The 12,393-nt window shown below is 28.3% G+C and carries 13 protein-coding genes; 7 read left to right on the top strand and 6 right to left on the bottom strand.

Annotated elements, in window-relative coordinates; all coding sequences use genetic code 11:
- The first annotated feature begins 3 nt into the window (after positions 1-3).
- From L8X36_RS02215 to efp, 3 genes are read left to right on the top strand one after another with little or no spacing between them, the layout of a single operon-like run.
- Complete coding sequence (locus L8X36_RS02215) at positions 4-483, top strand: hypothetical protein (RefSeq protein ID WP_263682340.1); 480 nt, start codon at positions 4-6, stop codon at positions 481-483.
- Positions 480-2,060 carry an alpha-ketoglutarate reductase / D-3-phosphoglycerate dehydrogenase gene (locus L8X36_RS02210; protein WP_039618935.1) on the top strand — a complete coding sequence of 527 codons (1,581 nt, stop codon included), beginning with the start codon at positions 480-482 and terminating at the stop codon, positions 2,058-2,060. Before L8X36_RS02215 ends, L8X36_RS02210 begins: the two co-directional genes overlap by 4 nt.
- A 60-nt stretch (positions 2,061-2,120) precedes the next feature.
- Complete coding sequence (gene efp / locus L8X36_RS02205; RefSeq protein WP_039618934.1) at positions 2,121-2,690, top strand: elongation factor P; 570 nt, start codon at positions 2,121-2,123, stop codon at positions 2,688-2,690.
- 17 nt (positions 2,691-2,707) lie between these two features.
- On the opposite strand, the gene L8X36_RS02200 is transcribed toward efp, so the two are convergent.
- The 6 genes from L8X36_RS02200 to uvrB form a co-directional block, all read right to left on the bottom strand.
- A complete protein-coding gene (locus tag L8X36_RS02200) occupies positions 2,708-3,787 on the bottom strand; it encodes an ABC transporter permease (RefSeq protein ID WP_263682339.1) in 1,080 nt (359 codons plus the stop codon).
- A complete protein-coding gene (locus tag L8X36_RS02195) occupies positions 3,787-4,845 on the bottom strand; it encodes an ABC transporter permease (protein WP_263682338.1) in 1,059 nt (352 codons plus the stop codon). The genes L8X36_RS02200 and L8X36_RS02195 overlap by 1 nt, the downstream gene beginning before the upstream one ends.
- A 1-nt stretch (position 4,846) precedes the next feature.
- The gene (locus L8X36_RS02190) at positions 4,847-5,581 is read right to left on the bottom strand and encodes an ABC transporter ATP-binding protein (RefSeq protein ID WP_263682337.1); all 735 of its coding nucleotides are present in this window, start codon (positions 5,579-5,581) and stop codon (positions 4,847-4,849) included.
- On the bottom strand, positions 5,574-6,464 hold the full coding sequence (locus tag L8X36_RS02185; protein WP_263682336.1) for an ABC transporter ATP-binding protein: 891 nt from the start codon (positions 6,462-6,464) through the stop codon (positions 5,574-5,576). Before L8X36_RS02185 ends, L8X36_RS02190 begins: the two co-directional genes overlap by 8 nt.
- Positions 6,457-7,341 carry an HlyD family secretion protein gene (locus tag L8X36_RS02180; RefSeq protein WP_263682335.1) on the bottom strand — a complete coding sequence of 295 codons (885 nt, stop codon included), beginning with the start codon at positions 7,339-7,341 and terminating at the stop codon, positions 6,457-6,459. Before L8X36_RS02180 ends, L8X36_RS02185 begins: the two co-directional genes overlap by 8 nt.
- 74 nt (positions 7,342-7,415) lie before the next feature.
- Entirely contained in the window at positions 7,416-9,389 is a 1,974-nt protein-coding gene (gene uvrB, locus L8X36_RS02175) for an excinuclease ABC subunit UvrB (RefSeq protein ID WP_263682334.1), read from the bottom strand.
- Positions 9,390-9,543: 154 nt separating this feature from the next.
- Between uvrB and L8X36_RS02170 the strand changes: the two genes are divergently transcribed.
- From L8X36_RS02170 to L8X36_RS02155, 4 genes are read left to right on the top strand one after another with little or no spacing between them, the layout of a single operon-like run.
- On the top strand, positions 9,544-9,777 hold the full coding sequence (locus tag L8X36_RS02170) for a hypothetical protein (protein ID WP_012661890.1): 234 nt from the start codon (positions 9,544-9,546) through the stop codon (positions 9,775-9,777).
- Entirely contained in the window at positions 9,764-10,003 is a 240-nt protein-coding gene (locus L8X36_RS02165) for a hypothetical protein (protein WP_012661889.1), read from the top strand. Before L8X36_RS02170 ends, L8X36_RS02165 begins: the two co-directional genes overlap by 14 nt.
- Positions 10,004-10,474, top strand: coding sequence for a type II secretion system protein (locus tag L8X36_RS02160; protein ID WP_263682333.1), 471 nt, complete (start codon positions 10,004-10,006; stop codon positions 10,472-10,474).
- Positions 10,471-12,315, top strand: coding sequence for a primosomal protein N' (locus L8X36_RS02155; RefSeq protein ID WP_263682332.1), 1,845 nt, complete (start codon positions 10,471-10,473; stop codon positions 12,313-12,315). The genes L8X36_RS02160 and L8X36_RS02155 overlap by 4 nt, the downstream gene beginning before the upstream one ends.
- The last annotated feature ends 78 nt before the right edge of the window (positions 12,316-12,393 follow it).

Genomic DNA, 12,393 nt, shown 5'->3' with positions numbered 1-12,393 from the left:
CAAATGAAAAAATATACCCTTTATGGTATTTTAGGCTTTTTAAGCCTAGTTTTGATTGTTGCTTTTGTTTTTATGGTGAGATATGTAAGTGTTGGAAATTTACCTATCTCACAAAATGTTAAATATTCTTTTGATGAAATAAAAAAAGAATTGCCACAAACTTGGCAAGATAAACTTTCAAATCTTAAAGTTAATGATTTTTCTCCAGCAGCGAATGAATTTTATATGAGTTTTAATATGGATGATTCTGTAGTAAAACCAAAACAAAAATTCTATATGCTCGATGTAAATAAAAACGATGTTTATTCTATGTTTTGTTTAAAGCAAACTTTGCATTCTTTTTTTATCAAATACACTTTAACACAAAGCAAAGATGAAGTGGCAATTTATTTAGATATAAATAATGAAAAAGTTTTAAACGCACTGATCGACAAATTAAAAATTTACAACATAAATGCAAAATTAAAGGAGGTTTGGTTATGAAAAAAATTATTGTATGTGATGCAATATTAGACAAGGGTGTGGAGCTTTTAAGAAAAGCTGATGATGTAGAACTTATTGAAGCAGCGCATTTACCTAAAGATGAGCTTTTAACAAAATTAAGTGATGTGGATGTAGCTATTACTAGAAGTTCAACAGATGTGGATTTGAAATTTATCAATGCATGTTCTAATTTAAAAGCCTTAGTTAGAGCAGGCGTTGGAGTTGATAATGTTGATATAGATGAATGCTCTAAAAAAGGCATTATAGTTATGAATGTGCCAACGGCTAATACCATAGCAGCAGTTGAACTTACTATGAATCACCTATTATGCTCTGCAAGATCTTTTGTAAATGCTCATAATTTTTTAAAAATACAAAGAAGATGGGAAAGAGAAAAATGGTATGGTGTTGAACTTATGAACAAAACTTTAGGGGTTATAGGTTTTGGTAATATAGGTTCAAGAGTAGCTGTACGCGCAAAAGCTTTTGGTATGAAAGTTATAGCTTATGATCCTTATGTGGTAGCTTCTAAAATGACTGATTTGGGTATTGAGTGCGTGAATTCTTTAGATACAATTTTAACTCAAAGTGATTTTATTACTATACATACACCAAAAACAAAAGAAACAACAGATATGATTTCTTTTGAAGAAATTTCTAAAATGAAAGATGGCGTAAGATTGATAAATTGTGCTAGAGGTGGTCTTTATAATGAAGATGCTTTGTGTGAGGGATTAAAAAGTGGTAAAATAGCTTGGCTTGGTATCGATGTGTTTAACAAAGAACCTGCAACTAATCATCCATTTTTAGATTTCGAAAATGTTTCTGTTACTTCTCATCTTGGTGCAAATACTTTAGAAAGTCAAGAAAATATAGCTATCCAAGCATGCGAGCAAGCTTTAAATGCTGCAAGAGGAATTTCTTATCCTAATGCTTTAAATTTACCAATTAAAACTGAAGATTTGCCAAGTTTTGTAGCACCTTATATTGAGCTTATTTCTAAAATGGGCTTTTTGGCTGCTCAGCTTGATAAAACTCCTATTAAAGCTATTAAACTTGAAAGTGAAGGACAAATTAGTGAGTATAATGAGTCTTTGCTAACTTTTGCAACAGTGAGTGTTTTAAGAGGAATTTTAGGTGAAAATATTAATTATATCAACGCACATTTTGTAGCTAAAGACAAGGGTGTGGAACTTTCATCTTGTATTTTACCAAGTAGTGGTTATAGTAACAAAATCACCATAAAGGTAATTACAGATAATTCTAACCTTTCTATCTCAGGGACTATTTTTGGTGAAAATGAACAAAGGATAGTAGAGTTAAATGGTTTTGATGTAGATTTTAAACCAAAAGGGAAAATGATAATTTTAAATAACAATGATATACCAGGAGTTATTGCTAATGTTAGCGGAATTTTAGCTAAAAATAATGTTAATATAGCTGATTTTAGACTTGGTAGAAATGGCTTTGGAAAAGCTTTAGCTGTGATTTTACTTGATGCAAAAATTTCAAAAGCTTTGCTTGAAGAATTAAGAGCTGTTGATGCTTGTATTTTTGCAGAATATGCAGAAATTTAAGGCTTTTTATAAGCCTTAATTGTTACAATTATTTTTTAATTTTAAAATTAAGGAAAATATATGGCTTCTTATGGAATGGGAGATTTAAAAAAAGGTTTAAAAATAGAAATTGATGGTATTCCTTTTAAAATCGTAGAATATCAACACGTAAAACCAGGAAAAGGTCCTGCTTTTGTACGTATTAAAATTAAATCTTTTATCGATGGTAAGGTTTTAGAAAAAACTTTCCATGCAGGAGATAAATGTGAATCTCCAAATTTAGAAGAAAAACAAATGCAATATCTATACGATGATGGTGAAAATTGTCAATTTATGGATACTCAAACTTATGAGCAAGTTGCAATTAGCGATGAAGATGTGGGTGAAGCTAAAAAATGGATGCTTGATGGAACTATGGTGGATGTTTTATTCCACAATGGAAAAGCAATCGGTGTGGAAGTGCCTCAAGTAATGGAGCTTAAAATTATCGAAACAGCACCAAATTTCAAAGGTGACACTCAAGGCTCAAACAAAAAACCAGCTACTTTAGAAACAGGTGCAGTAGTACAAATTCCTTTTCATGTGCTAGAAGGGGAAGTGATTCGCGTTGATACTGTGCGTGGAGAATATATAGAAAGAGCAAATAAATAAAAGCCTTTTTAAGGCTTTTAGCTTCTTTTTTTGTAACTTATTATAGCAAAACAGTTAAATATAATCGCAAATATACCAAGTATTATAAAATTAGAATATAAATTTGTTATATCAACTTCTTTTAGAAAAATCATTCTTAAAGATTCTATAAAGTATTTTAATGGATTTAGATGGCTTAAAGCATAAGCCCACTTTGGCATAGAAAGTATAGAAGTAAAAAGTCCACTCATTAATATAAAAATCATCATGAAGAAAAAAATTACAAACATAGCTTGTGCTATGGTATTGGAATAGTTAGAAATGATAATCCCAAATCCAGAAATAGCCAAAATATAAATAAACACCACAGCGCATAGTAGCAATACATTGCTTTTAGGATACAAATCATAAATAAAAAATGAAACCAAAAGACATATACTAAAGGCAACTATACCAATTATCCAGTACATAATGAGCTTGGCTAGTATAAAATTAAATTTAGAAATAGGACTAACATTTATTTGTTCAATATTTCCCTTTTCTTTTTCACTTACAATGTTAATTGCGGGTAAAAAACCACAAAGTAAAGTGAGTACTATAGTGCTTAAAGCAGGAATCATATAATGTTGGTAATTAAGATTTGGATTAAATTTGAAATTGCTTAAGATATTAATTTTGTCTTGTTTTAAATTTAAGCTTGAAGTGATGATTTTATTTATATAGATTAAGCTTATATTGGCTTTTACTCCATTTATAGCATTAATATAAAGAGATAAATTTAATTTGTTTTCTTTGAAAAAATCGTGCTCAAAATTTGAGTTAAATTCTAATATTGCATCACAAATGTTATTTTCTATACATTTTTTAGCATCTTGGTACGTGGAAAATGTGTATATTTTGTCAAAATATTTGTTATTAGCAATAGTATTTATTATATTTTTAGTACTCTGACTTTTATCCCAGTCAATTACTGCTATATTGATATTTTTAACTTCAAGATTTGTTGCCCATGGCATAATAAGTATTAGAACTAAAGGATAAATCAAAACCAATCGTGGTAAAAATTTATTACGTTTAAATTGTAAAAATTCCTTTTTTAATAAAGCTTTTAACAGCATTATTCAATCCTATCTTTAAATTTTTTAATGCTTGCAAATAGGAAAATAAAACTCATCGACAATAAAATAATAAGTTCTTTTAATAAAAAGCTTAAACTAACATCCATAAACATAATTTTTTTAATGCCTATGATAAACCATTTTGCAGGGATCAAATGGGTGAAAAATTCTAGAATTTTTGGCATGCTTTCAGTGGGAAATATCATACCTGAAAGTAAAATTATAGGGATTAAAAATACCATTCCACATATTAACATAGCGCTTGCTTGTGTTTTTGTTATACATGATACAAAAAGCCCTATGCTTAAAGCTAGAAAAATGTATAACATACAAAAACAAAGCAAGATAAAAAGATTTCCTTGAATATGTATATTTAAAACAAAAACCGATAACAACAAAATAATAAATAAGCTAATATTAGAAATAAAAAAATACGGCAACATTTTTGCAAATATAATTATAAAAGGTCTTATTGGGGCACTAAGTAGCATTTGCATGGTTTGATTTTCTTTTTCGCGCACTATGGATATGCTAGTCATCATCGCGCAAATTAACATTAAAATCATACCCATTAGTCCAGGTATAAATACATATTGACTTTTAGAACTAGGATTATATAAAAAACGTATATTGAAATTTTGTACATCAAGTTGTTCTAATAAAATATTTTCAATATAAGCATTGATAATGCTAGCCCTATTAGGATCACTTGCATCAATTGCAATTTGAATTATTTGATTTTTTGCAAAATTATGATCAAATATAAGAGTCATATCTATTTTAGAGTTTTTAAAATCATCTTGCATTTGTTTAATGTCGTGGTAAGTTTGTATAAATTCAAAATAAGGATTATTTATTAGTGTTTGAGATATTTGTTTACTAGTATTATCTTTTGATAAATTTAAAATGCTAAATTTTATATGGTTTACTTCCATGCTAAGTGCAAAACCAAAGAGTAAAATTTGCACTATAGGCATGAAAAATACTATCAACATAGTCCTTTTATCTCTTATAATATGCAAACTCTCTTTTTTAACAATAGCTAGAAAAATATTCATATTAAGATCTTTTTGCTTCTTTTGCTAATTGAAAAAATACTTCTTGTATATCTTTAGCATTATATGTTCTTTTTAAATTTTTGGGAGTATCTAAAATTTTGATTTTGCCATCTATCATAATACTTACTCTATCGCAATATTCTGCTTCATCCATATAGTGTGTTGTGATAAAAATAGAAATATTTTCATTGCTTGCTTTGTAAATAAGTTCCCAAAAATCCCTTCTTGTTTTTGGATCTACACCACTTGTGGGTTCATCTAAAAAAATAATCTTTGGCTTGTGTAAAGTTGCTACGCAAAAGGCTAGCTTTTGTTTAAAACCTAAAGATAGATCTTTTACAATCTTGTTTTTATAAGCATATATATTTAAAAAATTTAATAATGAGTCTCCGTTTTCTCTTATTGTTTTAGTGCTTAAACCATATATTGTGCCAAATAATTCTATATTTTCAAAAACACTTAGATCCTCATAAAGCGAAAATTTTTGACTCATATAACCTATATTTTGTTTGATTTTTTCACTATCTTTATATACATCATATCCGCCAATAAAAGCATTTCCACTTGTTGGTAAACTCAAACCACAAAGCATTTTTATAGCAGCGGTTTTTCCTGCTCCATTGGCTCCTAAAAAGGCAAATATTTCTCCTTTGTGAACTTCAAAATTTAGATCATCTACTGCTTTAAAGGTTCCAAAATATTTACAAAGATTAGAAGTTTTTATAACACTATCCATGGTTTAATTCCATAAAACAATCTTCAAGATTTGCATTGGTTTTATATAAGGAAAGTTTTTGATTGCATTTTTTTTCTATTATAGATAACCATTTAGAAGTATTAGTATGTTCTTTAAAAACAATATGAATATTTTCTTTAAAAGCATAAAAATTTTTTACATTATCATCATTTTTTAAAATTGTCATAATATTTTTGATTTTTATTCCTTCTAGAGCATAAATTCCTGATTGAATATTTTCACATAGTGTTTTTGGCTTGTCTAATCTTATAAATTTACCATTTTGTATAAAAGCGATTTTATCTGATCTTGCAATTTCATCCATATAAGAACTTGTTATGATAATACTTTTGTTTAAAGACAATAATATATCCCAAAAATCTTTTCTTGAACAAGGATCCACTCCAGTTGTAGGTTCATCTAGTATTAAAAGTTTTGGTTTGTGAATGAGAGCACAGCATAGAGCTAGCTTTTGCTTCATTCCTCCAGAAAGAGCGCTTGCTTTTCTATTTTTTACTTGTTGCAATTGCTGATATATAGGTAATATTTCTTGTAAATTTTCTTTCCAATTACAAGAGTGAATTTTGGCAAAAAAATCTATATTTTCATCTATACTAAGATCGCCATAGAGGCTAAAACAAGGACTCATATAGGCTATTATTTTTCGAATTTGTTGATAGTCTTTTACTAGATTATATTCATAAATTTTAGTTTTTGTTGTATCGGGCAATACAAGAGTGCTTAAAATTTTTAACAAAGTACTTTTGCCAGATCCATCTGCTCCAATAATGCCTAAAATTTCACCATCATTTAGATTAAAATTAATATCACTTAGAACTTTCTTATTATTGTAACTTTTGTAAAGATTTTTAACTTCAATCATGGTAAAAATGTACTTCGGCATAGGTTCCGATTTTTAAATAACCATCATTTTTGACATTTATTTTTATCATATAAACAAGATTTTCTCTCTCGTCTTTACTCATGATGGTCTTTGGTGTAAATTCAGCTTTTTGTGAAATATAAGATACAACGCCTTGGTAATTTTTACCCGTGTCAGAAATTATTTTAACTTTATCTTTGAGCTTTATTTTGTTGTAATCTTGATTGATAATATAAGCTTTAAGATATAGGTTTGATAAATCTGCTATTTTAAATAATGCTTGATTTTTACTTAATTCTCCAGCAAAAGCATACTTTTCTAAAACAGTGCCATAAATAGGAGATCTTATAAAGCTTTTGGCAATACTATCTTCTAAGATAGCAATTTGGGTCAATGCAGTTTGAATTTGTTCATCTATAGAAGCATTTTTAAGAGTTAGATTTTCTTTTTTGGCATTGATTTCTTTTTCTAATAATGAATATTTTGCATTAATATCATCATATTCCTTTTGAGAAATTGCCTCATTTTTCAAAAGTGTATAATAGCGTTTTTTATCTACTAAGGTATCTTTGAGTTGCTGAAATAAAGGTGAGAGTTGGTTTTTTATATCTAGTTTTTGTAGTTTTAACGCTTCAATAATATGATAAAGTTCTTTCTTTTTTAACTCCAAAGAAACACTATCTACTTTTCCTATTATCTGGTCTTTTTGTAGTTTTTGTCCTTCTTGGATATTAAATTCTAAAATTTTTCCCTGTATTTCACTAGAGACAATTATCTCATCACTTTCAAAAATTCCCATTGCATCAAATTTGTCATTTGGATTAGAGCATGCATAGAAAGAAAATATTGACATGGCAAGCAAAAGAAATTTGAGCATAGTTTCACTTTAAATTTATTATTTATTTTTAGTTTATTAAAAATATTATGAAAATAATCTTAAATAATAAGAGTTTATAAAGTTCTTAATTTATTAATCTCATCTCTAAGCATTGCCGCTTTTTCAAATTCAAGATTTTTAGCTGCTTCTAACATTTGTTTTCTTAATTCTTTTACTATTTTGGCGCGTTCTTTTGCAGGCATTTTTTCAAGTTCTTTGCCTTTACGATAAATTTCTCCTTGCTCAAGTTCATGTTTTAAACTTTCTTCTATGTTTCTTTTTACTGAGGTTGGTGTGATGTTGTGTTTTTTATTATAAGCTTCTTGTAAAGCCCTTCTTTTATTAGTAGTATCGATAGCTTCTTGCATAGATTTTGTGATTTTTTTGGCAAAAAGTAAAACTTTTCCATTGACATTTCTAGCAGCACGTCCCATCGTTTGAATGAGTGCAGTGGTACTTCTTAAAAAGCCTTCTTTATCTGCATCCATAATCGCTATAAGAGAAACTTCAGGCAAGTCAAGTCCTTCTCTTAAAAGATTAATCCCGATTAAAATATCAAAAGCACCACTTCTTAAACCACGGATGATTTCATTACGCTCTATTGCGTCAATTTCTGAATGCATGTATTTTACTTTTAAGCCAAGTTCTAAGTAGTATTTACTAAGCTCTTCGGCCATTTTTTTAGTTAAAACGGTTATTAAAACTCTTTCATTATGCTCTATAACTTTTTTAGCTTCATCGTATAAAATTTCTACTTGATTTTCACTATCTTTGATTTCTATTTTAGGATCTAAAAGCCCTGTTGGACGCATGATTTGATAAAAAATATTTTCTTTGCTTAATTCTAACTCTAAAGGCGCAGGTGTGGCTGAAACAAATAAAAATTTACAATTTTTATTAATAAATTCATCAAACATCAAAGGTCTATTATCTAAGGCACTTGGCAAACGAAAACCATAATCAACCAAAGTTTGCTTTCTGCTTCTATCCCCTGCAAACATCCCACGAAATTGTGGTAAAGATACATGAGATTCATCTACAATGACTAAAAAGTCTTGGTTTTTAATAGCAAAATAATCAAAAAGCGTATAAGGTGTATCGCCGCTCTTAAGCCCTGTTAAATGCAAAGCATAATTTTCAACTCCTTTACACATTCCAGTGCTTTGAAGCATTTCAAGGTCAAATTCTACTCTTTGTTTTAACCTTTGTGCTTCTACGAGTTTATTTTCATTTTCAAAATAAGCAAGGCGTTCATTTAATTCAGCTTTTATACCTTTTATAGCCTCTTTAAGCCTAGCCTCACCTACGCTAAATTGACTGGTTGGGTAAAGTATGAATTTTTTTAAATCTTTACCTTTTTTATTTTCTAAGACATTATAATGATACATCGCCTCAAGCTCATCGCCAAAAAACTCAAGCCTAATAGCTTCATCCTCATAATAAGCTGGATATATATCTACTATATCTCCATTAACTCTAAAATCAGCCCTATCAAAGAAATTATCATTGCGTTTATAACCCATGTCTACAAGTTTTTTTAAAAGTTCTTTTTGATTTATTTGCATATTAAGCTCTAAAATCAAAACCATACCTACATACTCACTTGGATTTCCCAAACCATAATTTGCCGAAACACTAGCTATACAAATAACATCATCATAACTTAAAAGCGAAGCACTTGCACTAAGTCTTAATCTTTCTAAATCTTCATTAGTAGAACTATCTTTTTCTATAAAAACATCTGTTCTTGGTATATAAGCTTCTGGTTGATAATAATCATAATAGCTTATAAAATACTCCACATGATTATTTGCAAAAAAACCTTTAAATTCACTATAAAGTTGCGCGCATAAGCTTTTATTGTGACTCATGATAAGAGTAGGCATGTTTAAGTTTTTAATGATATTTGCCATAGTGAAAGTTTTTCCACTACCTGTAACACCTAGCAAGGTTTGGTATTTATTACCCGCTTTAATGCTTTTTACTATACCATCAATGGCTTGTTTTTGATCAGGACTTGGCTTAAAATCACTAGTAAGTTCAAACATAAATTTTCCTAACTTGTATTTTTGCTAATTTTACACAAAATTTTTTGTAAAAATTTAAATTTTAAAACAAAAAGCTATGCAAAATTAAATTTTTTTTTGTTACAATTATGTGTTTAAAATACTCTAAATATAAAATCAATAAAGGCAAGAAAATATGTATGATGAAAGAATAATCAACACAATGACAGATAAAGTAAATGAGCTTTTGGCTAAATATAATGAAGTATGTGAAATAAATGAAAATTTAAGAAATGAATTGGTAAGTGTAAAAGCACAAAATGAAGCTAAAAATAATCAAATCGCACGTTTAGAAGAAGAGCTTAAAAATAAAAATATTGAAAGCGAAGATGTGATCAAAAAAATAGAGGCAGTTCTTGGCAAACAATAACCAAAGAAAAGTTACAATTAATGTCTATGCAAAAGACTTTGTTGTAACATGCAGTAATGAATTTGCAAATCATCTTGAAGATGAAATTGCTTTAATTTCTGGAGGCACAGGCAAGATAGAGCTTGCAAATTTCATTAATGCTTTTGTAAAACTTAGCTACGAAAACTATATCTTAAAAAAAGAACTCAATAAACTTATCAATACTATCGATGAAGAAATAAAATAAATGCAAACAAAAAAAGCTTTTACTTTGATAGAGCTTGTTTTTTGTATGATGATTATTGCTATTCTTAGCGTAATTGCTTATCCGTATTTTTCTTTTGGAAAAAATGATGCTAAACTCATTCAAGTAAAAAGTGAGGTGGAGCTTATCAATGCTTCTTTGTCTTTACTTAGAAATCAGTTTTTATTTAAAGAAAGTAAGGATTTTCCAGCAATTTTAGATGAAGCTTTGATAAATAGTGAAAATCAAAAATTATTTGTATGTTATCATTCTCAAAATTATAAAAATACAAAACAATGCACTTACAGCGTTTTAGAAAAACCAATCATTTCATCTAAAAAATCGTGGATGAAAATAGCAAATACTCAATATAGATTTTTTATAAATTCTAAAAATTACATAGATTTTTCTTATAATAGTGAAAAAGTTTTTTTAGAATGTGTGAGTTTAAATTGTAAGGATTATGGGTTTTGAATTTTTATCAACTTGCTATTAAAGGATATTATTTAGACACCTTAACTTATGAAAGTGAAGAAGAATTTGAAATTTTAGATGAGGTAATAGTTGATCTTGCAAGGAAAAAAAATCTCAAAGCTATAATTTTGCAAAAATGTTCAAAGCCTGATTTTAAAACCCAAGCTATAAAGGAAAAAACAGGTTTTAAACTAACGCAATATCAATACGAACTTGCTCAATTTATTGCTTATTATTATGCTAGTAAAATAGCTTTTGTTTTAGGTATGTTTGAAAGCATTAAAGAGTATAAAAATGAAAAAATTCATATAGAAAAAGTACCTAGTTTAAGTAAAAACCAGCAAGAGGCTTTGGAATTTATAAAAACTAAACAAACTAGTTTGCTATTTGGTGATACAGGAAGTGGTAAAACTGAAATTTATATTAGCTTGATAAAAGAATATTTAGAGCAAGGAAAGCAAGTTTTGCTTTTAATGCCAGAAATCGCTCTAACTCCACAAATGCAAAAAAGATTAAAAGTGTATTTTGGCGAGCATTTTTTCTTGTGGCATTCTAAAATTACTAAGAAAAAAAAGCAAGAATGTTTGCAAGATTTAGCAAATTCAAAAGCTCTTTTAGTAGTGGGAGCTAGGTCGGCTTTGTTTTTACCTTTTAAGAATTTGGGTTTGATTATTATTGATGAAGAGCATGATAATTCTTATAAAGCTTCTAATAATCCAAAAATCAATGCAAGAGATTTAGCTTTATTTGTAGCAAAAAAAATGCATATAAAAGTTCTTTTGGGTTCGGCTACTCCAAGTGTTGTAAGTTTTTATAAACATCCTTGTTTTAGGCTTAAAGGAACTTTCTTTGAAAGTAAAAAGCAGTTTTTATATGATGAGAGTGAGCTTAGTGTTTCATCAAAATTGCTTTTAGAATTAAAAATTAGCTTAAGAAATAAAAAGCAAGCCGTGGTATTTTTACCTACAAGGGCAAATTTTAGACAAATTTTATGCAAAGAATGTGCTAATACTATTAAATGCCCTTTTTGTTCTATTGCTTTGAGTTTGCATAAAAATAAAAATGCATTAAAATGCCATTATTGTAATTTCACTAAAGAAATCGATCAAACCTGCCCAACTTGCAATGGAGTTATGCTTGAAGCTAAAAAAATGGGCACAGCAGAGCTTTGTGAGCTTTTAGAAAAAGAATTAGCTGAGTTTAATCCTATCATAAAAAGATTTGATAGTGATGAGATTAGCAGTGTAAAAAAGCTTGATATGATTTTAAAAGATTTTAACCAAGAAAAAATTGATATTTTAGTAGGTACTTCCATGCTTGCTAAAGGACATGATTATCACAACGTGGATTTGAGTGTGATTTTGGGTCTTGATGAGTACTTATTTAGACCTAATTTTAAAGCCTTAGAAGAGACTTTGGCTCTTGCTATGCAAGTAGCAGGTCGTGCAGGTCGAAAGGGTGAGGGTAGGGTGCTTTTACAAACTAAAAATAGATCTTTTTTTGAAAAATATATACAAGATTATGATAGTTTTTTAAAAGATGAATTAAATGCTAGGAGCGGGCTTTACCCTCCATTTAAAAGACTTTTAAGGCTAATTATTGAAGATGAGAATAAAAACAAAGCTTTAAATTTGTGTGAATTTATAGCTAATAAAGTTCAAGAATTAAAACAAGTGCAATTAGTAGGCCATGGTGCTTGTGGTATTGAAATGCTAAATAAAAAATGGCGTTTTTATGTATTATTGCGTGCTAATACCCATCAAGAGCTTGTAAAATTTGAGCATTTTGCTTTAAATTTTAAAAATATTACTTGCGATATAGATCCAGTTGATTTTTCTTGAAAAATGTATTTATTTATAAATAATTATTATTTTATAATAAAAACAATATTTTATTTTTAATTTTAAATTTATTTTGAT

The sequence above is a fragment of the Campylobacter sp. CNRCH_2014_0184h genome (assembly GCF_025772985.1).
Classification (GTDB): Bacteria; Campylobacterota; Campylobacteria; order Campylobacterales; family Campylobacteraceae; genus Campylobacter_D.
Note: the sequence above shows the minus strand (reverse complement) of the source record. Positions and strands in the feature narration are given on the sequence as shown.